Here is a 19,061-nt window from a genome sequence, read left to right on the forward strand (position 1 = left end):
AGCCGTGGCTGCCCGACCGGTTTCGGGTCCGTGAGGGTGCCCCTGACGGACTCAGAGTCCGTGAAGGGGCCCTTCACAGCCCTCCGCAGCTGCGCAGGGCCCTCCACACCGACTTTGCCGACGCCCTGGACTCAGAGTCCGTGAAGGGTCCCTTCACGGACCTCTACACCGACTTTGCCGACACCCTGGCCTCAGCGTCCGTGAAGACATCCCTTCACGGCCTTCCCTCTCAGCGGACGCGGTGGAGACTGCCTGCGGGAGCGGCAAGGCGGTCAGGGTTGCAGCGAAGGCTGTGTCCACAGTGTCTTGGACAGCAGTCGCGTGCGCTCGACGGGCGGCAGGCCATCGTCCACGTCGCGCATGCGGCGATAGAGGTCGCGCATCGCGGCACGGTCGCTCACCAGTCCTTTTCGAGCGGCGAGTTCGAAAACGGTCAGCGTGCTCACCAGTTCGATCCTGCCGACGGGTTTTCCCTGACGCCGCAGGCGGTCGAGCCTGCCTGCCTCGGCGGTGGCGAGCTGCGCACCCCGCCCGTCGTCGATCAGAACCCGCATGGTCTTTCCGGACTCCGCGCCGACAACGGCATGCGCGACGACCATGAGTTCCCCCAAGTCCTGGGACTGCTGCATCCGCTGCGGCAGCGGAAGCCGCGTGATCCGCTCGATCACGGCCGCGAGATCGGGAGTGGGGTCGTCGGACAGCACCTGCAGCCATTTCGGCGTGAGTCTCCGCCATGTCGGTTCGACAGTGCGGAATCGACGGTCCTGCGCGGATTTCCGGAGCACCTCGTCCTCGACGGTCTCCGGTACCGAGAGCCGGCCCAGGACACCGATGAGCAAGCGCTGCTGGTTGATCGACAGGAAGGTGAGGCTGGGGCCGGCGTCGATGATCGGCCGCTCGGTCATCGGCCCTCGCGATCCCGCGTGCGGTTCCCATCCGCTCCATCCGGTGCGCCGAGGTCATGGTCCAGCTCGGCCAGGTCCACGTCGACGTCGGGCAGGTCGTCGGCATCGGTCCAGGAAATCCGCTGCGTGGGCGCAGCGATGCCGGCTGCGCGCAGTTCGGCTTCGGCTTGCCCGGCCGGGATGCCGCGCAGCGTGGCAATGGTCTGAACCGACACGACCGATTCCGCATAGCCGGCGACCGCACGAGCGAGCAGCCGTTGCGGTGCGCGGGTGTGGTCGGACTCGGCCTGCAATGACGCGTACTGGTCGCTCCAGCCGAATCGGGCCGCCAGTTGCGGTGTCGTCGACTCCCTCCAGTGATCCTTGGTGGCGGCATCGATGTGCCCGCCTTCGCACAGCTGGATCGCGGCCATAGCAGGCGAGGCGAGGAACCGCTGGACGATGTTCGACAGCGTGGCAGGCGTGACCGGCTGATCCGCGACGAACTGAGCGACCCCGTCCACCGGAAGCAGGAGGTGGCGGGCGAACGCATCGGCTCGCCGCTCGGCGTGCGTTCTTTCCGACCAGTCCCCGTCGTGGTCGTCGGCCCAGTCGCCGAAGAGAACGTGCGCGAGTTCATGGGCGAGGGTGCTGCGCTGCCGCATCGGATTGCGGGTGCGCGCGACGCCGATGAACACCGCGTCGCGCGCAGGGTCCCGCATGGTCAGGCCGTGCTGGTCCAGCCCGGCCTCGAGGACTGCGACGTCGACTCCTGTGGTCTGCTCGATGAGCGCGGCCAGATCCCCCAGAGGCTGTATCCCCAGGCGATAGCCGGTCCGGAACTCTTCGGCCGCGCCGCGGCCCTCGGTTTCTGCGGTCATCTCCGTGTCCGCGCTCACACCGTGGCCGGCACGGCCTGGTCATCCAGGTAGGCGTCCAGTTCCAGGTAGTGCAGCAGGGTCGCACGCATCTGCGACAGGTCCGAGCCATTTGTTGCCCGCGCGGCGCACTGCACCCGGGCGGCCACGGTCGGGGAACCGGTCAGCTCGGCGACCGTTGTCCCGGTGACGTGCGCGATCGCGGCGATCTCCGGAAGCTTCGCCGTACGAGCGCCCGAAACGATCCGCGACAGCGTGGACTGCGAGATGCCCGTCGCCGCCTCGAGGGCACGCTGAGTCAGCTTGGCCGTGTCGATGGCACGGGCGATCCGCGTGCCCGTGTGGTGTGGATGCATGGACCCTCCCTTCGGACTGAATCAAAGTCCATCCGACTGATTCAGTGTAGCCGACGCCTGCCCGTCACGCACCCCACAAGCCGCCATGACGAGGCATGCAGGGCATGACCTGTCAGCCGGAGAAGACCGACCAGCAGATGTCGTTGCGCCGAACCTGATCTTCGAGCACAAGCGCGCGTACCGGCGCGGGAAGCCGGTCCCGCTGCCAGTCACGCTCGGCACGGCCCGCCAGGGGATCGTCCGGCCGCGCGTTCGCCGCGGCCTTGATCGCGTAAGCCGCCGCCCCGAGGTCGTGTTCGGCGACGTGTCCTACGCACGCGGCCTGTCCGGCGGCGTAGGCGGCGAAGCGGGCCGCCCCGGCGAGCGGCCGGGCGGCGCCCATCGCATGTCCGCCCAGGGCGCGTGCCTGCATCATCGGCAGTTCGCCGCCTGCCCAGGCGCGGGCGGCGGCGATCGCTTCCCGGGGGCGCGGGTCGTGGGGCTGCTCGCGTTCGAAGCAATCCAGGACATGCTCCGCGCACGCCGCCGCCCACTCCGCGAGCAGCCGGTGATCCTCGTCGGTCAGCGAGCCGCCCCGGCGGATGGTCACCATGCGGGGGTCGCGCACCCTCGGCAGGATCATCGCCGGCTAGTCCTCCACCAGCGCGGCAGAAGTGATGCGGTGCAACGGATATCGCTCGTGATCCGCGCCTTCCAGCACACCGCCGCCCACGCGCAGGGGGCGTACGACGCGCTGGCTCGCCGTGCCGCGGGAGTCGACGAAGCCGATCCACACCTCACGGTGTTCCAGCGTCGCGCGGGACAGCAGATCCAGCGTTGCCGTCGTGTCCGCGCCGCCGCCTCGGGGCGCTTGGACCGTGGAGCCGCGCCGCCGTGCCGTCGCCTGGTCTCCGGCCCGGAGGTTGGACACGATGCGGGCAGCCTGTTCGTCGGTCAGCACCGCCTGTTCGCCCGCCCGCGCCCGCGCGGCCCGTGCGCGGCCGGGCACCCGGCGGCCGCTCGGGCGCAGGTCGACCACCCGGCCGTCCGGCCCCTCGGCGGCTGGGGCGAAACCCGCGCCCCGCAACGCTTCCAGCACTTCACCGAGTGGGGCGGTGCTGATCAGCACGGTCGGCGCGATCAGCCGCAGGTCGTACCCGGCGGCGACCGGGTGCGCCAGCACCTCGGCGAGCAGCGCCTCGTCGTCGCAGCGCAGGAACGATCCGGCCGCGCCGCCGCGGAGCCTGCCGTGGCGGCGGGCCACGTCGTCGATCAGGTAGGTGAGGCCCTGCGGCACCGGCGTCGCCGATTTGGCGCGGAACATCGCGTGCAACTCGTCAGCGGTACGGCCGGTGTCCAGCGCCCGGCGCACGGTGTTCTCGGTGACCCGGTAGACCGTGGCGTGCCCGGCCGATTCGACGTCGGCGACCGCGGCCATGTCGGCGGCAAGTTCCGGTTCCAGCGGACCCGGCGCGACCACGGTCAGATCCGCCTGCACGAGCACGTGGTCCACCGGGTCGGGCAACGCGTCGTGCATGGCTTCGACGGCGCCGACACGGTCGTCGGCCAGCAGCAGCCGGGTGCCGGTGGTCAGTGCGCCGAGGCCGATCAGCCCGAGCGCCGTCGCCTCTGCCATCGCCCACCGCACGGTCTCGTCACGCAGCCGCCCACCGCGCCGCGGCGCCCGCCAGGCCAGTACGCGCACCAGTTCGTCGACGCTCCGCACGCCCGCGCCGCCGGGCAGCGCGGCCAGCGCGGTGAGCACCCGCCGCCGTCCGACCGGCGCGAGTGGCCGCCGCAGGTCTTCGGACAGCGGCGCGATCGGCTTGTCCTTCGCGTCCCGTCCGCCGGCGAGGCCGGGCAGCCGCGGCAATTCCAGCCACGCCTGGGCGAGCGTCATCCAGCGCTGTACCGAAGGGGACGCGAGCCAGCTGTCGGTGAGCGTGGTGGGCACCCACTCCGGTGCGGTGTTCTCGCTGTCGGCGACCAGACCGGCGCCCACCACCAGCTCCGCCAGCAGCGTCGCGCGTGTCTCGTCCACCTCCAGGTCCTTGGCCAGCTTCTTCAGCTCGCGCACGCCGAGCCCGCCCGACTTCAGCACCGGCGGTGGCTGCTGCGACCACGCCCGCAGCAGGGATTCCACCTGCCGCAACAGTTCCATCGCCTCGCCGGCCGCGGTTTCGTCCACAGTGTCCGTCTGATGTGGATGGACGGGCAGCTCCGGCTCGGTCAGCGCGGCCGGCTCGAACGCGACCCCGCCCCGCAGCAGCAGGCCCAGCTCGCGGGGCAGCTCCACGGTCTGGTCGTCGCGGCGCAGCAGCAGCCCGCGGGCGAGCAGCTTCTGCACCGGGGTCTGGGCGTCGGCCAGCGCCAGATCGAGCCCCGCGTCCCGGGTGCGCCCGATCGGCGGACCGGCGGCGAGCGCGGTGAGCACCGCCCGTTCGTCCGCACCGACCTCGGCCAGCCGGGCCTCGGCGTCGGTGGCCAGCGCGGGTGCCGGGGCGCCGAGCCCGGCCGGGAACGGGCCGAGCGCGTCCCTGGCCGCGGGCGGCACGCGGAGGGCGTCGTCCCCGCCCCACGCGAGGATCCGCGCGCGAAGCCGGCCGAGCGCGTCCGTGACGTCGCGGCCGACCAGCGCGGTCACCTCGCCGATCGGCACGGCTGCCGTGTCGGCACCCGCGAGCAGCAGCGCGTCGAGCACCGCGAGCGTGAACGTGTCGAGGTCTTCGCAGGCCCGCGCGACCGACCCCGGCGTGCCGGCGCGGGTGGCGAGCACGGTGGTGTCGGACGGGGGTGGCGTGGACAGATCACGCCGCGTGCGCAGTAGCTCGGCGAGTGCCTCGTCGGGCTCCGCACGCAGCCAGTCCGCCAGGGAGGTCGCGGGCATAGAGGCCCAGGATACCGGGCGGGTGCGCGGGCGCAGGCGGTGTTCGGGCAGACTGTGTACCAGTAGTCGGACGAGGGCCTGGAGGAAACAGTGGCCAACGGTGCGCAGCGCAAGAGCGGCAAGGGCGTCGACCCGACCTGGCCGGGGGAACCGGGCGAGCACCCGGTCACCGAACTCTCCTCCGACCGGCAGGGCGCGCTGTCGCCCTTCGGCGACCTGACCTTCCCGCTGGACTCGGTGCCTTACGTGCACCCGGAGACCAAGATCAACCGCTGACCTCGCGGAGGTTACCGGCCAGTCACCCGGTTGGCCTCGGGTGGCGGCGATCACGGGACTAAATTCGGCACTGTCCTACCTGAACACACCAGCGGGGAGAAGTGCCATGCCGGTTCCCGGTCCCGGGTATTCCATCACCGTCCGGGTCGAGGCCCCGGCGTCGTCCAGCGCCGCCGGTGATCTCACCACCGCCGTCGGCCGGGTCGGCGGGGTGCTCACGGCGTTCGACGTGGTCGAATCGCACGCCGACACCATCGTGATCGACATCAGCGCCAACGCGTTGTCGGAGAATCACGCGCAGGACATCACCCAGGCGCTCGACTCGCTGCCGGGCGTGCGCGTGCGGAAGGTCTCCGACCGGACCTTCCTGATCCACCTCGGTGGCAAGATCGAGGTCAGCCCCAAGGTCGCGCTCCGCAACCGGGACGACCTCTCCCGTGCCTACACCCCGGGCGTGGCCCGCGTATGCCAGGCGATCGCGGCGAACCCCGAGGACGCGCGCCGGCTGACCATCAAGCGCAACACCGTCGCGGTGCTCACCGACGGCTCCGCCGTGCTCGGCCTCGGCAACATCGGCCCGGCCGCCGCGCTGCCGGTGATGGAAGGCAAGGCGGCGCTGTTCAAGAAGTTCGCCGACGTCGACGCCTGGCCGGTGTGCCTGGACACCCAGGACACCGAGGAGATCATCATGATCGCCAAGGCGCTCGCCCCGGTGTACGCCGGGATCAACCTGGAGGACATCGCCGCGCCGCGGTGCTTCGAGATCGAGAAGCGGCTGCGGGAGCAGCTGGACATCCCGGTGTTCCACGACGACCAGCACGGCACCGCGATCGTGGTGGTGGCCGCGCTGCGCAACGCACTGCGCGTGGTCGGCAAGAACATGGCGGACTGCAAGATCGTGGTCAGCGGGGTCGGCGCGGCCGGGTCCGCGATCATCCGGCTGCTGCTGCGCCGCGACCCGGGTGACATCGTCGCCGCGGACATCGACGGCATCGTGCATCCGGACCGCGGCAACCTGGACGAGAACCTCACCTGGATCGCGGAGCACACGAACCGGCACAAGCAGTCCGGCACGCTGCACGAGGCGCTCGTCGGCGCGGACGTGTTCATCGGCGTGTCCGCGCCGAACCTGTTCGGCGCCGAGCAGGTGGCCACGATGAACCCCGGCGCGGTGGTCTTCGCGCTGGCCAACCCGGACCCGGAAGTCGACCCGCTGGAGGCGCAGAAGCACGCCGCGGTGGTGGCCACCGGGCGCAGCGACTTCCCCAACCAGATCAACAACGTGCTGGCCTTCCCGGGGGTGTTCCGCGGTCTGCTCGACGCCGCCGCGAACAACATCGACGACACCATGCTGCTGGCCGCCGCGGACGCGATCTCGGACGTGGTGGACAACGGCAAGCTCAACGCGTCGTTCATCGTGCCCAGCGTGTTCGACAACGCGGTCGCCCCGGCGGTCGCGGAAGCGGTGCGTAACGCGGTGCGTGCGGAGAAAGCGCACTAACCTTTGCGGTGTGAGTGAATTCAGCCACGTCGACGAGACCGGGGCCGCCCGGATGGTCGACGTCTCGGGTAAGACGGCGACCGCGCGCACGGCGTTGGCCGGCGGCACGGTGCACACCACTGCGGAAGTGGTGGACCTGCTCTCGGCCGACGGCCTGCCGAAGGGCGACGCGCTGGCGACCGCGCGGATCGCCGGGATCATGGCGGCCAAGCGGGTGCCGGAGCTGATCCCGTTGTGCCACCAGATCGCGCTTTCCGGGGTCACCGTGGAATTCGAGCTGGCCGGTGTGGCGGTGCATATTTCCGCGACGGCCAAGACCACCGATGTCACCGGCGTCGAAATGGAGGCGTTGACCGCGGTCGCCGTTGCCGGGCTCACCCTGCACGACATGATCAAGGCCGTCGATCCGGCGGCGACGCTCGACGCGGTGCGGCTGATCCGCAAGGACGGTGGCAAGACCGGCACCTGGGAACGGCCGAAATGAGCCCCGATTTCTCCTGCGGAGGCGGCATGAACACCGCGGACGTACTCTTTTCCGCGGAGGCGGCCGTAAACCCCGCCGACGTACTTTTCCCGCGGAGGCGGAGATTGAACCCCGCTGACGCGCTTTTTCCCGCGGAGGCGGCATGAAAACGGCACGAGTGATCGTCGCGTCGAATCGCGCGGCCCGAGGCGTCTACGCGGACAAGACCGGTCCGGTCATGGTGGCGTGGCTGCGCGAGCGAGGGTACGAGGTGCCCGATCCGGTCGTCGTCGAGGACGGCGATCCGGTGGGCGTGGCCCTGCGGGAGGCGGTCGCCGAACCGGTCGCGGTGGTCTTGACCACCGGGGGCACCGGGATCTCCCCGACCGACCGGACCCCGGACGTGACGCGCGGGGTGCTGGACTACGAGCTGCCCGGGGTCGCGGACCTGATCCGGGCGGCCGGGTTGCCGAAGGTGCCCACGGCCGTGCTCTCGCGTGGGGTGGCCGGGGTGGCCGGTCGCACGCTGGTGGTGAACCTGCCGGGATCCAGCGGCGGGGTGAAGGACGGCCTGCGGGTGCTCGCGGACATCCTCGACCACGCCGTGGACCAGCTCGCCGGGGGCGACCATCCGCGGTCGCCGACGTCCGCCGCGCCTGCGCGCGTGCTGCGCGCCGAGGTGAGCGACCAGCCGCTGGACGTGGACGAGCATGCCCGGCTCGTGTCGGACGACGCGGCGGGCGCTGTGGTCACCTTTGCCGGGGTGGTCCGTGACCACGACGGCGGCAAGGGCGTGCGGGACCTGACCTACGAAGGACATCCCACCGCGCGGGACGTGCTCGCCGAGGTGGTCGCCGAACTGGCCGGCCGGTGGACCGGGGTCCGCGCGGTCGCGGTGAGCCATCGCGTCGGCCCGCTGACCATCGGCGACGTCGCGCTGGCCTGCGCGGTCGCCGCCGATCACCGCCGGGCCGCGTTCACCGCCTGCGCCGAACTCGTGGACGAGGTCAAGGCCCGGCTGCCGGTGTGGAAGCACCAGCACTTCACCGATGGCACGAACGAGTGGGTGAACTCGCCCTGAGTTCGCCGGCACGCCGCGAAGGGCCCCACCGCCAGGGGATTTAGGACGCGGTGGGGCCCTTCGCGTGAGTGGCCGCGGCTACGCCGTGGAACCGGCCTCCGCGCGGGAGGCCCGGATCACTTGGTGGCGAGCTTCTGGCCGACGGTGATCAGGTCGGCGTTCGGCACGTACTTCTCGTTCAGGTCCTGCAGCTTCTCGTAGCCGCCCTTGACGCCGAACTTCTGCGCGATCTTCGAGAGCGTGTCGCCCGCCACGACGGTGTAGTCACCGTTCGGGTTGGAGCTGCCCACCGCGGCGGCCGGAGCGGCCGGGACGACCTTCTTCGGCGCGGTGCTCTTCTTGGGGGCAGGGTTGGCCGACTTGGTGCTCTGCTTGGCCGTCGACTTCTTGGTGCTCTGCTTGGTGGACTGGTGCGAGGAGGACGACGCGCTGCCGGCCTTCTTGCTGCACACCGGCCATGCGCCGGGGCCCTGCCCCTGCATGACCCGCTCGGCCACGGCGATCTGCTGGTCACGCGACGCGCCCTGCGGGCTGCCGGTGCCGCCGTATGCCTTCCAGGTGCTCTGCGTGAACTGGAGGCCACCGTAGTAGCCGTTTCCGGTGTTGGTGCTCCAGTTGCCGCCGCTCTCACACTGCGCAATAGCGTCCCAGTTCGTCGCCGACGCGGGGGTCGCGGCGATCGCGAGGGGCGCGCCGACCGCGATGCCCGCGACAGCGACGCGGGCAATGGTGCGGGTGGCAGCGGACATCTTGCGGTGCTTGCCTCGGTACGACATTTCGAAACATCTCGGTTTCCTACGCCTACGAGCTGGTCGCTGCGGGTCGGGTTGGGAGCCCGTCCGCCCGTTGCCGGGCGGCAGACGCGGACGGCGCACGACGCGTCGTCTTCGTCCCCTCGTCCCTGTCCGGAAATGCTTTCGCTCGGGGTTGGGTCCGGGTATCCGCTGGACAGGGCTGGGCGCTACGGATTCCCGGTCGTGCATGGTCGGTCGGGGCCAACCGAAAAGCGACGGTACGTAACTACGGCCGTGATCGGAAATCATTCGACGTGTGACCTACGTCACAGTAACAAGCGCAACCTTCCCTCGATTCGGATATTTGCGCAGGTCAGCGGGCCGTTATCGGTCCGTTTTCTGGCCGAGATATTTCACAGATCGTGAGGCTTGGGTCACGTCGATATGGCGCCAAAGGGCCATTCGTATCGGTGAAAGGGGCAAGTACCTTAACGATTGCCGGACCGGCGCGCCAGTGCCGTCGGAGTGGTTTCGCGCAAACCCCGAATACGCCGTGAGCGAACTGCTTCGGAGAGTAGGGATAAGCGGAAATGGCTGCTGAGTGCGTCTGCGCCGCCGTTTGCCGCGATCCGGACCGAATGGCCGGATGATCGGGCTCGGCCGTCCTGTGTGCCACTCAGCCGGGTGAGCGGTGCTTCGCCGGGCGGCTCAGCCCCCGGCGAACGGGGGGAGGACATCCAGCCGGGATCCGTCGCCGAGGGTGCGGGACCGATCGCGGACCGCGATCTCGTTCACCAGGAAGCCCGCCGCGTCCAATACCCGCGCCAGCGGTCCGGGATGCCGGGCCCGGACGATCTCGATGGCGCCGGCCACCGTGGTGCCGGTGGACAGCTCGATCTTCTCCTCGTCCAGCCCGGCGGCGGCCCGCGCGGCGGCGAAATACCGGACGACGACCGTCACGAGCTCCGCGGAGCCGGTCTCCGGGGTGGCGCGCTGAGGAGCTGACATGGTCATCCGCCGATCGCACTCATCGGCCGGATCGGCTGCGCGAAGCCGGCCTCGTTGATTTCGTGGCCCGCGAGCTTGCCCCACATCGTGGCTCGCCAGGCGTCCGCCACCTCTTCATCACGCGCGCCCCCGCGCACCAGGGCACGCAGGTCCGTCTCGTCGTTGGAGAACAGGCAGGAGCGGACCGCGCCGTCGGCGGTCAGCCGGGTGCGCTCGCAGGCGGCGCAGAACGGTCTGGTCACCGAGGCGATCACGCCCACGTCGCCGGGGCCGCCGTCGACCAGCCAGCGTTCCGCCGGGGCGCCACCGCGGGCGGCCGGGAACGGCGACAGCGTGAACGCCTCGCCCAGCTTTTCCAGGATCTCCGCGGCGGTGATCATGTCCGCGCGGCTCCAGCCGTGCTGCGCGTCCAGTGGCATCTGCTCGATGAACCGCAAGTGGTAGCCCTCGTCGAGACAGAAGCGCAGCAACGGCGCCGCCTCGTCCTCGTTCAGCCCGCGCATCAGCACCGCGTTGACCTTCACCGGGCTCAGTCCCGCGTCGCGGGCGGCGGCGAGCCCGGCCAGTACGTGCGGCAGCCGGTCGCGGCGGGTCAGCTCGGCGAACCGCGCGCGGTCGATGGTGTCGAGCGAGACGTTGATCCGGTCCAGGCCGGCCGCGGCGAGCCCGGCCGCGCGTTTGGCCAGCCCGATTCCGTTGGTGGTCATCGATACCCGCGGCCGCGGCTGCAGCGCGGTGACCCGCCCGACGATGTCCTCCAGCCCCGCCCGCAGCAGTGGTTCACCGCCGGTGAGCCGGATGTCGGTGATGCCCAGCTGTTCGACCGCGATCCGCATCAGCCGCACCAGCTCGTCGTCGGTGAGCACCTGCTCGCCGGGCAGCCAGTCGAGCCCTTCGGCGGGCATGCAGTATGTACAGCGCAGGTTGCACCGGTCGGTGAGGGAGACTCGCAGGTCGGTCGCGACGCGGCCGAAGGAATCCAGCAGGCCGGGGTGCTCCGGGCGGGGCGCGCCGGTCTGACCTCGTGTACCGGGGACGCGAGGAAACCCGAGATCTACTGCGGTCATTGCGTTCAGGATAGCCCGGCCGGAGAGGAAAAGCAGAGGCCGGCCGTGGCGCAGGTCACCAGGGTTGCCGCGGGTGGTCCGCCACTTCGTGGAGCCGGGCCGGATTCCCTTGTGCCAGGCCGGTTCCCGCGGGCGTCGCGGGGTTACCGGCAATAGCCGAAGCGTTACCTGGAAAATTCGCACCCACATGGCTTTTCCGCATCTGCGGGGATAATGTTCCGGCCATGCCGCAATTTCGGTTGTCCGAGGCCGCCCGGCTGCTCGGCGTCAGTGACGACACGGTCCGCCGGTGGGTCCGGGCCGGTCAGCTGACCGCGTCCGAGGACGCCGTCGGCCGCAAAGTGGTGGACGGTGCGCAGCTGGCCGGGTTCGCCAGGGCGCAGGCCTCCGGCCCGGAGGATCCGTCCGCGGTCGGGCGCTCCGCGCGCAACCGGTTCGTGGGGCTGGTCACCGAGGTCGTCGCCGACAAGGTGATGGCCCAGGTCGAGCTCCAGTGCGGGGCACACCGAGTGGTGTCACTCATGAGCACCGAGGCCGTCCGTGAACTCGGGCTGCGCCCGGGTGTGCTCGCGGTGGCCGTGGTGAAAGCGACCACCGTCGTGGTGGAAACCCCAGAAGGAAGCAGATGAAGAAGCTCTCCCTGCGCTGGGTCCGTGAAGGGAACCTTCACAGCGCCCCCGTCGCCAAGGCGAAGGTCTCCTTCGTCGTCGCTGGGACAGCGGCGCTTGCCCTGTTCGCGGGTGCGTGCAGTTCGGGCGACGAACCCAGCACCGCGACCGGTTCGGGCCCCAGCGCGGCGCCCGCACCGGGCGGCGGCACGTTGACCGTCTTCGCCGCGGCCTCGCTGACCGAGTCGTTCAACGCGCTCGGCAAGCAGTTCGAGGCCGCGCACCCGGGCGTCAAGGTGTCCTTCGACTACGAGGGTTCCTCGGCGTTGGTGCAGAAGCTGGACAACGGCGCCAAGGCGGACGTGTTCGCCTCGGCGGACGAGGCCACCATGACCAAGGCCACCCAGGGCGGGGTGATCGACGGCCAGCCGACGGTGTTCGCCACCAACAAACTGGCCATCGCGGTGGCCAAGGGCAATCCGAAGGGCGTCAAGACCTTCGCCGATCTGGCCAAGCCCGGCCTGACCGTGGTGGTCTGCGCGAAGCAGGTGCCCTGCGGTTCGGTCACGCAGAAGGTGGAGAAGAACACCGGCACCACGCTCCAGCCCGCCAGCGAGGAGACCGATGTCAAGCAGGTGCTGGCCAAGGTCCAGTCCGGGGACGCGGACGCCGGGCTGGTGTATGTCACCGACGCCACCTCGGCCGCGGGCAAAGTGGACAAGGTCGACTTCCCGGAGTCCGCGGACGCGGTGAACAAGTACCCGATCGCGGTGGTCAAGGACGCGCCGCAGGCCGCGCTGGCCAAGGAGTTCACCGACTTCGTGCTCGGCGCGCAGGGCAAGGCCGAGCTGACCAAGATCGGATTTGGCCCGGCCGAGTAGGGGCGGCTCGAATGCGGTGGCCGGGGTTCGGCCACCGCATTCGCGGTTACCCCTCGTGCTCTGGTTCCCGGCAGTGCTCGCCCTCGCGCTGGTGGTGCTGCCGGTCGTCGGCCTGCTGATACGTACCGATCTCACCAGGTTTCCGTCGCTGCTGGTGACTTCCTCGTCACTGCAGGCGCTGAAGCTGTCCCTGATCACCGCCACACTGTCCACTGTGGCCTGTGTGCTGCTCGGCGTGCCGCTGGCGGTGGTGCTGGCCCGATCCCGGGTCCCCGGGATCCGGCTGCTGCGTTCGGTGGTGCTGCTCCCGCTCGTGCTGCCGCCGGTGGTCGGCGGGCTGGCGCTGCTGTATCTACTGGGCCGCAAGGGTTTTCTCGGGCAGCTGGTGGACTGGCTGACCGGTCAGCAGGTGCCGTTCACCACTGCCGCGGTGGTGATCGCGCAGACTTTCGTGGCGATGCCGTTCCTGGTGGTCGGCCTGGAGGGTGCGCTGCGTGGTTCGGGGGACCGCTACGAGCAGGTGGCGGCGACGCTCGGGGCGCGCCCGTGGACGGTGTTCCGCCGGGTCACGCTGCCGCTGCTGCTGCCCGCGCTCGGCTCCGGGATGGTGCTGAGCTTCGCCCGCGCGCTCGGCGAATTCGGCGCGACCATCACCTTCGCCGGGAGCCTGGAAGGGGTCACACGGACGTTGCCGCTGGAGGTCTATTCGCAGGCCGAAGTGGACATCGACAGCGCGGTGGCCCTTTCGTTGCTGCTCATCGTGGTGGCCATTCTCGTGATCGCGGTGGCGCGGCCGCGTTCGTGGGAAGGCGGCCTGCGGTGACCGGGGGGCCACTGTCCGCGCGGCTCGCGCTTTCCCGCGGCGCCTTCGCCCTCGACGTCGAGTTCACCGTGCCCGCCGGGACCGTGCTCGCCCTGCTGGGTCCCAACGGTTCCGGGAAGTCCACTGTGCTCGGCAGCCTGGCCGGGCTGCTGCCGGTGCGGACCGCCGAGGTGACCGTGGCCGGGCGGGAGCTGGTCGGCCACGGCGTCGATCTGCCCCCGCATGAACGCCGGATCGGCCTGCTGTCACAGGACTCGCTGCTTTTCCCGCATCTGTCCGTTGTGGACAATGTCGCGTTCGCCCCGCGCTCGACGGGAAAGAATCGGGTGCAGGCAAGGGAAATCGCGTTGGAGTGGCTGTCCGAAGTGGGCGCGGCGGAGTTCGCGAAACGGCGGCCGGGGCAGCTTTCCGGCGGACAGCAGCAGCGGGTCGCGATCGCGCGCGCGCTGGCTTCGTCGCCGGATCTGTTGCTGCTGGACGAACCGTTCGCCGCGCTCGACGTCGACTCGGCCCCGGCGATCCGCGGGCTGTTGCGGCGGGTGCTGCGCGACGGGCCGACGACGGTGCTGGTCACCCACGATCCGCTGGACGCGCTGGCACTGGCCGATCACGTCGCGGTGCTGTCCGAGGGCCGGATCGTGGAGCGCGGTCCGACCCGCGAAGTGCTCGGCGCGCCGCGTACCGCGTTCACCGCGCGGATCGCCGGGCTGAACCTGGTCGCCGGGGTGGCCACCGCGGACGGGCTGCGCACCGGATCCGGCGAAGTCCTCGCCGGGCTGCTCACGTCGGACGCGGTGGTCGGTGAAGCCGCGGTCGCGGTGTTCGAGCCGAGCGCCGTCTCGGTGTATCCGCACGACGGCGAGCACCACGGCAGCCCACGCAACACCGTGAGTGCCACGGTCGCCGGGCTGGAGCCACACGGGCCGGTGATCCGGCTGCGCGTGACCGGCGGGCCGCCGTGGGCGTCCGGGCTGTCGGCCGACCTCACCCCGGCCGCGGTCGCGGACCTGGCCTTGGAGCCTGGCTCGCCGGTCATGTTGTCGATCAAGGCCGCGACTGTGGCTGTGCACCCGGCGGCGGGCTGATACGGTGCGGAAAGCCGCGCTGGCGTGATCGAGAAAGAGGGCACGCGAAGGTGACCGAACGCCGCTGGACCTATCTGAGCGACATGGACGGGGTGCTGGTGCGCGAGGAGCACCTGGTGCCCCGCGCCGACGAGTTCCTGGCCGAGTTACGGGACAACGGCATCGACTTCCTGGTGCTCACCAACAACTCGATCTACACCCCGCGGGACCTGCGGGCCCGGCTGCTGCGCACCGGTCTGGACATCCCCGAGGAGTCGATCTGGACCTCGGCGCTGGCCACCGCGAAGTTCCTCGATTCCCAGCGGCCGAACGGCACCGCCTTCGTGATCGGCGAGGCCGGGCTGACCACCGCCCTGCACGAAGTGGGCTACGTGCTCACCGAACGCGACCCGGACTACGTGGTGCTCGGCGAGACCCGCACGTACAGCTTCAGCGCGATCACCAACGCGATCCGGCTGATCGAGCGCGGGGCGAAGTTCATCGCCACCAACCCGGACGCCACCGGCCCCAGCGTCGAGGGCTCGATGCCGGCCACCGGCTCGATCGCCGCGCTGATCGAGAAGGCCACCGGGCGCTCGCCCTACTTCGTGGGCAAGCCGAACCCGCTGATGATGCGGTCCGCGCTGCGCAGGCTGGGCGCGCATTCGGAGTCCACGCTGATGATCGGCGACCGGATGGACACCGACGTGCACTCCGGCATCGAGGCCGGGCTGCAGACCATCCTCGTGCTCACCGGCATCTCTGCCGCGGATTCGGTGGACCGCTACCCGTACCGTCCGACCATGGTGCTCGATTCGGTGGCCGACCTGATCGGGCGAACCGCTGATCCGTTCGGCCAAGGCTGACCACCACGAGGTCGGGAATAGGGCCTATCGTCGAACGATGAGCTTGTACGTGGTGGGGGACGTCCACGGACACCGTGACGCGCTCCTCGACGCGCTGCGCGCCGAGGAGCTCGTCGACGGCGAGGGCGCGTGGACCGGCGAGCAGGACCGGCTGTGGTTCCTCGGGGACTTCACCGACCGCGGGCCGGACGGGGTCGGCGTCATCGATCTGGTCCGGGATCTGCAGCAGCAAGCCGCCGATGCGGGCGGATCAGTGGAGATGCTGCTCGGCAACCACGAGATCCTGCTGCTGGGTATGTACCACTTCGGGGACCGCCCGGTGCCGTCCGACTTCGGCCCGCGCAGCTTCGCCCGCAGCTGGGAGATCAACGGCGGGCTGCTCTCGGATCAGGACCGGCTCACCCCCGAGCACATCGCCTGGCTCACCGAACGCCCGCTGGTGGCGCTGGCCGAGGACCACCTGCTGATGCACTCCGACACGCTGGAGTACCTCGACTGGGGGACCGACCTGGCCGCGGTCAACGCCGCCGTGCACGAGATCCTCACCGGCAGCGACCTGGCCGCCTGGTGGGACGTGTGGCGCCGGATGACCACCCGCTACGCCTTCCGCGGCCCGGAAGGCGAGGACCACGCACAGCGTCTGCTCGACGCCTTCGGCGGTTCGCGGATCGTGCACGGTCACAGCGTGATCGCCGACCAGCTGGGCATCCACCCGACCCAGATCGAGGCGCCGTACCTGTACGCCGGCGGCAAGGCGCTGGGGATCGACGGCGGCCTGTTCGTCGGCGGCCCGTGCCTGGTGGTGCAGCTGCCCTTCGTGCCGGTGGACTGATCGGCCGCGGCCAGTCGATATCAGTGGATGTCGACGATCTCCTTGCCCAGCGGCATCAGCGACACCGGGATCAGCTTGAAGTTCGCCACCCCGAGCGGGATCCCGATGATCGTGAGGCACAGCAGTGCGCCGGTCACGAGGTGCACGAGGGTGAGCCACCAGCCGGCGAACACCAGCCAGATGATGTTCCCGAGCAGTGAGCCGAGCCCGGCGTCCCGCCGGTCGACCACGGTTCGCCCGAACGGCCACAGCGCATAGGCCGCGATCCGGAACGAGGCGAGACCGAACGGGATGGTGACGATCAGGACGCAGCAGATCACGCCGGCCACCAGGTGACCGATCGCCATCCACAACCCGGCCAGCACGAACCAGATCAGGTTCAGCAGCAAACGCATCAGACGTGCAACTCCCCGCTCACGACGGTGACCGCCTGGCCCCGCAACCGCACCCGGTCGCCGTCGACGACCGCCGCGACAACGCCGCCTCGCCGGGAGACCTGTGCGCCGACCAGTTCGGTCTTGGTCCGTTTCTTCCCCCAGTACGGCGCCAGGCAGCAGTGCGCGGAACCGGTCACCGGGTCTTCGTCCACCCCGACGCCCGGCCCGAAGAACCGGCTGACGAAGTCGTGTTCGCGGCCCGGCGCGGTGATGATCATTCTTCCGGTCCAGGTGTCCCGCAACGCCGCCAGGTCCGGTGCAGCCTGCTCGACCTCCTCGGCGCTGCTCAGTTCGACGAACAGGTTCTCCTTGGCCCGTCCGACGTACGCCGGGGTGTGCCCGGGCAGGATCCGGCTGACGTCGTCCTCGGTCCGGTGTGGCGCGTCGGCGGGAAAGTCCAGCTCGATCCAGCCGTCGTCGTGCTTGGTGCAGTGCAGCAGCCCGGAACGCGTGTCGTAGACCTGCGCGCCGCCGAGCACCTGTGTGGCCGCGACGGTGGCGTGCCCGCAGAGGTCGACTTCGGTGGCCGGGGTGAACCACCGCAGCCCGGTGACACCCCCGCCGGAGGGCAGCACGAACGCGGTCTCGGAGTGCTTCATCTCGGCAGCCACCTGCTGCATCCATCCGGGGTCCGCGGGCTCGGTGAGGAGCACGACCCCGGCCGGGTTCCCGGCGAACGCGTCCCCGGTGAAGGCATCGACGACATAGAACTGCATACCGCGCACGGCACTGGTGGGGGATTTGCCGGACGTCAGGGATTTTCCCGGGTTTTCGCCGTCGTTCAGCGAAGGCCTTCCTCGATCGTCTCCACCAGCCACTTGCGCAGATGCGTCCCGCTGGACGGGGTGAACCGGAGCCGGAAGCCGCCGTCCGGCAGCGGCTCGGAAAAGGTCAGGTAGCGCCCGCCCGCGGTGTCCACGAAGGTCGTGGTCGAGATCGCGTGCAGCGGCCCGTGGCGGCGGCGCAGGGAAAGCTCCACCGTGCCGTGCCGATGCAGGGGCCAGCGGGTGTAGCCGGCCAGCGCGTCGCGTTCGCGGCGGGCGGGGGTGCCGGTGGGGAAGTCCTCCTCCTCGGCCGAACCGCGGCGCGAGGCGGGCTGGGTCACCGCGACCGGGTCGACCGGCAGCGCCGGGTAGTCCGGGAACATGCTCATCAGGGTGTCCACCAGCCGGTCCGGCCGGACCTGCCGGAAGTGCAGGCCGTCCTCCATCTGCAGCGAGAACACGCCCAGCCCGTCACCGACGCAGGCGCGGTAGAGCACCGTGCCGGACGGGGGTTCCGCGGCCCGCACGATGATCAGTACCTCGGGCCGGGTCCAGGCCCGCAGGGTGGCCGCGACGTCCGGGTCGAGCTTTTCCGCATCGGCGAGGCCGCGGTCGCGCAGGGCCTGCCAGGCCTGCTCGGCGAGCTGCCGATGCTCGGTCATCGTCCGTCCGGCGCTGCGGATCTCGAACGGCTGCCACGCCGCGGGCAGCCCGCTGCGCTGGACCGCGACGTCGGTCTCGGTCCAGCCAAGGGAGAACTCCTCCGGCAACGTTTCCGTCCCCTCGTATGCGAAACAACCGCACCGAGGGTAGCGGAATCGGCACAGTGATCCGGGCTACTCGGGTCCGGAGCCGGGCTCGGCCGGGTCGCCGGCGACACCGTGAACGTGCGCCGGTTCGTGCGGCGACTCAGCCGTCGCCACCGGCGAACGAAATAGCCGCTTGCGACGTCGCTGACCGGCGAGCGGTGCCCGATCTACGCGCGTACGCGTATCCCCGCTCCGACCTGGGGCTTCTGCCGTCCCGCCATCCGTGCTGCCCCGAACACAAGGTGCGATGCTCGCACGTCAAAGGTGTGATGCACCATACTGTCCACCTGAGCGGAGGTGTCACATGGTCACGTTCACGAATGTGAAGGTCGGCCTGAGACGTATCACCCGGACCGAGGCGAGTCGCGGCGCCGGCCGGCCTCGGGATCAGCATCGGCGTCCCGCACGCGCTCGGCAAAGGACTTCTCATGACACACCGAGTGTTGCATTTCTGCGGCTCGCTCCCACCGGGGCTGGGCGATACGACCTCGACGCGCCGAGTTGGTTCCACGCCCAGACCAGGGGACACGTGCTCACCGGCCTGCCGGTGCGCCAGGACTCCGACTGGACCCTCGACCACCTGAAGGATCGGCTCGGCAACCACGACGACTTCGGTAGCTACGACGTGGTCCCGGGCGCGCAACTACGACCCGAGCACGTCGCGCACCGCTCCGTGGCCGGCGCACAGGCGCTGCACCTGTTCGAGACCGCCGCACGGCGGCAGGCCGTCGCCGTAGCGTGCGCGTGCGGCCTCGGCCGGTTGCGTGAGGAACAGGCCAAGCCGTCTGTGGACGCGATGATCGCCGGCGCCGAGTCGGCGCCGTACGCGGTCTGAGACGGTCGTACCGACGGAAACTCAGGAC

At 70.4% G+C, this 19,061-nt stretch carries 22 protein-coding genes and 1 pseudogene; 12 read left to right on the forward strand and 11 right to left on the reverse strand.

Features of this window, described 5'->3' with window-relative positions:
• Window positions 1-272: 272 nt before the first annotated feature.
• The 5 genes from D5S19_RS10145 to D5S19_RS10165 form a co-directional block, all read right to left on the reverse strand.
• Window positions 273-905 carry a PIN domain-containing protein gene (locus D5S19_RS10145; protein WP_120023096.1) on the reverse strand — a complete coding sequence of 211 codons (633 nt, stop codon included), beginning with the start codon at window positions 903-905 and terminating at the stop codon, window positions 273-275.
• The gene (locus tag D5S19_RS10150; RefSeq protein WP_120023177.1) at window positions 902-1,765 is read right to left on the reverse strand and encodes an ImmA/IrrE family metallo-endopeptidase; all 864 of its coding nucleotides are present in this window, start codon (window positions 1,763-1,765) and stop codon (window positions 902-904) included. The genes D5S19_RS10145 and D5S19_RS10150 overlap by 4 nt, the downstream gene beginning before the upstream one ends.
• 14 nt (window positions 1,766-1,779) lie before the next feature.
• Window positions 1,780-2,118, reverse strand: coding sequence for a helix-turn-helix domain-containing protein (locus D5S19_RS10155; protein WP_120023097.1), 339 nt, complete (start codon window positions 2,116-2,118; stop codon window positions 1,780-1,782).
• 112 nt (window positions 2,119-2,230) lie between these two features.
• On the reverse strand, window positions 2,231-2,740 hold the full coding sequence (locus D5S19_RS10160) for a putative immunity protein (protein WP_120023098.1): 510 nt from the start codon (window positions 2,738-2,740) through the stop codon (window positions 2,231-2,233).
• A 6-nt stretch (window positions 2,741-2,746) separates the two neighbouring features.
• Window positions 2,747-4,984, reverse strand: coding sequence for a helicase-associated domain-containing protein (locus tag D5S19_RS10165; RefSeq protein ID WP_120023099.1), 2,238 nt, complete (start codon window positions 4,982-4,984; stop codon window positions 2,747-2,749).
• Between the two features lie 90 nt (window positions 4,985-5,074).
• On the opposite strand from D5S19_RS10165, the gene D5S19_RS10170 reads away from it, so the two are divergent.
• The 4 genes from D5S19_RS10170 (at window position 5,075) to D5S19_RS10185 (ending at window position 8,305) form a co-directional block, all read left to right on the forward strand.
• Window positions 5,075-5,260, forward strand: coding sequence for a hypothetical protein (locus D5S19_RS10170; protein WP_120023100.1), 186 nt, complete (start codon window positions 5,075-5,077; stop codon window positions 5,258-5,260).
• 106 nt (window positions 5,261-5,366) lie between these two features.
• Window positions 5,367-6,761, forward strand: a complete 1,395-nt coding sequence (locus D5S19_RS10175; protein WP_120023101.1) for an NAD-dependent malic enzyme — start codon at window positions 5,367-5,369, stop codon at window positions 6,759-6,761.
• A gap of 10 nt (window positions 6,762-6,771) precedes the next feature.
• Window positions 6,772-7,245, forward strand: a complete 474-nt coding sequence (gene moaC, locus D5S19_RS10180) for a cyclic pyranopterin monophosphate synthase MoaC (protein ID WP_120023102.1) — start codon at window positions 6,772-6,774, stop codon at window positions 7,243-7,245.
• Window positions 7,246-7,387: 142 nt separating this feature from the next.
• Complete coding sequence (locus D5S19_RS10185) at window positions 7,388-8,305, forward strand: molybdenum cofactor biosynthesis protein MoaE (RefSeq protein WP_120023103.1); 918 nt, start codon at window positions 7,388-7,390, stop codon at window positions 8,303-8,305.
• A gap of 116 nt (window positions 8,306-8,421) precedes the next feature.
• On the opposite strand, the gene D5S19_RS10190 is transcribed toward D5S19_RS10185, so the two are convergent.
• The 3 genes from D5S19_RS10190 to moaA all read right to left on the reverse strand — a co-directional run bounded on the left by D5S19_RS10190 (window position 8,422) and on the right by moaA (window position 11,114).
• Window positions 8,422-9,081, reverse strand: coding sequence for a transglycosylase family protein (locus D5S19_RS10190; protein WP_120023104.1), 660 nt, complete (start codon window positions 9,079-9,081; stop codon window positions 8,422-8,424).
• A 666-nt stretch (window positions 9,082-9,747) separates the two neighbouring features.
• On the reverse strand, window positions 9,748-10,053 hold the full coding sequence (locus D5S19_RS10195) for a MoaD/ThiS family protein (protein ID WP_120023105.1): 306 nt from the start codon (window positions 10,051-10,053) through the stop codon (window positions 9,748-9,750).
• The gene (moaA, locus tag D5S19_RS10200; protein WP_120023106.1) at window positions 10,050-11,114 is read right to left on the reverse strand and encodes a GTP 3',8-cyclase MoaA; all 1,065 of its coding nucleotides are present in this window, start codon (window positions 11,112-11,114) and stop codon (window positions 10,050-10,052) included. The genes D5S19_RS10195 and moaA overlap by 4 nt, the downstream gene beginning before the upstream one ends.
• Window positions 11,115-11,338: 224 nt before the next feature.
• On the opposite strand from moaA, the gene D5S19_RS10205 reads away from it, so the two are divergent.
• From D5S19_RS10205 to D5S19_RS10230, 7 genes and pseudogenes are all read left to right on the forward strand, one after another.
• Entirely contained in the window at window positions 11,339-11,743 is a 405-nt protein-coding gene (locus D5S19_RS10205) for a TOBE domain-containing protein (protein ID WP_120023107.1), read from the forward strand.
• Window positions 11,740-12,603, forward strand: a complete 864-nt coding sequence (gene modA / locus D5S19_RS10210; RefSeq protein ID WP_120023108.1) for a molybdate ABC transporter substrate-binding protein — start codon at window positions 11,740-11,742, stop codon at window positions 12,601-12,603. Before D5S19_RS10205 ends, modA begins: the two co-directional genes overlap by 4 nt.
• A gap of 55 nt (window positions 12,604-12,658) precedes the next feature.
• The gene (locus D5S19_RS10215; protein WP_120023109.1) at window positions 12,659-13,426 is read left to right on the forward strand and encodes an ABC transporter permease; all 768 of its coding nucleotides are present in this window, start codon (window positions 12,659-12,661) and stop codon (window positions 13,424-13,426) included.
• A pseudogene (locus D5S19_RS34110) lies at window positions 13,423-13,926 on the forward strand (sulfate/molybdate ABC transporter ATP-binding protein); the annotation flags it as partial. The gene D5S19_RS10215 and the pseudogene D5S19_RS34110, both read left to right, overlap by 4 nt.
• A 342-nt stretch (window positions 13,927-14,268) precedes the next feature.
• Window positions 14,269-14,511, forward strand: a complete 243-nt coding sequence (locus D5S19_RS34115) for a TOBE domain-containing protein (RefSeq protein ID WP_407641740.1) — start codon at window positions 14,269-14,271, stop codon at window positions 14,509-14,511.
• A 50-nt stretch (window positions 14,512-14,561) separates the two neighbouring features.
• Window positions 14,562-15,356, forward strand: a complete 795-nt coding sequence (locus tag D5S19_RS10225) for an HAD-IIA family hydrolase (protein WP_120023110.1) — start codon at window positions 14,562-14,564, stop codon at window positions 15,354-15,356.
• Between the two features lie 37 nt (window positions 15,357-15,393).
• Complete coding sequence (locus D5S19_RS10230) at window positions 15,394-16,188, forward strand: metallophosphoesterase (RefSeq protein ID WP_120023111.1); 795 nt, start codon at window positions 15,394-15,396, stop codon at window positions 16,186-16,188.
• A gap of 20 nt (window positions 16,189-16,208) precedes the next feature.
• Here D5S19_RS10230 and D5S19_RS10235 read toward each other — a convergent pair whose 3' ends face one another.
• From D5S19_RS10235 to D5S19_RS10245, 3 genes are all read right to left on the reverse strand, one after another.
• Window positions 16,209-16,583, reverse strand: coding sequence for a YccF domain-containing protein (locus D5S19_RS10235; RefSeq protein WP_120023112.1), 375 nt, complete (start codon window positions 16,581-16,583; stop codon window positions 16,209-16,211).
• A complete protein-coding gene (locus tag D5S19_RS10240; RefSeq protein WP_120023113.1) occupies window positions 16,583-17,341 on the reverse strand; it encodes a PhzF family phenazine biosynthesis protein in 759 nt (252 codons plus the stop codon). Before D5S19_RS10240 ends, D5S19_RS10235 begins: the two co-directional genes overlap by 1 nt.
• 65 nt (window positions 17,342-17,406) lie before the next feature.
• Complete coding sequence (locus tag D5S19_RS10245) at window positions 17,407-18,159, reverse strand: ESX secretion-associated protein EspG (protein ID WP_120023114.1); 753 nt, start codon at window positions 18,157-18,159, stop codon at window positions 17,407-17,409.
• A gap of 568 nt (window positions 18,160-18,727) precedes the next feature.
• Between D5S19_RS10245 and D5S19_RS10250 the strand changes: the two genes are divergently transcribed.
• Window positions 18,728-19,033 (forward strand): hypothetical protein, encoded by a 306-nt coding sequence (locus tag D5S19_RS10250; protein WP_120023115.1) that lies wholly within the window; start codon window positions 18,728-18,730, stop codon window positions 19,031-19,033.
• The last annotated feature ends 28 nt before the right edge of the window (window positions 19,034-19,061 follow it).

The sequence above is a fragment of the Amycolatopsis panacis genome (genome assembly GCF_003600245.1).
GTDB lineage: Bacteria > Actinomycetota > Actinomycetes > Mycobacteriales > Pseudonocardiaceae > Amycolatopsis > Amycolatopsis sulphurea.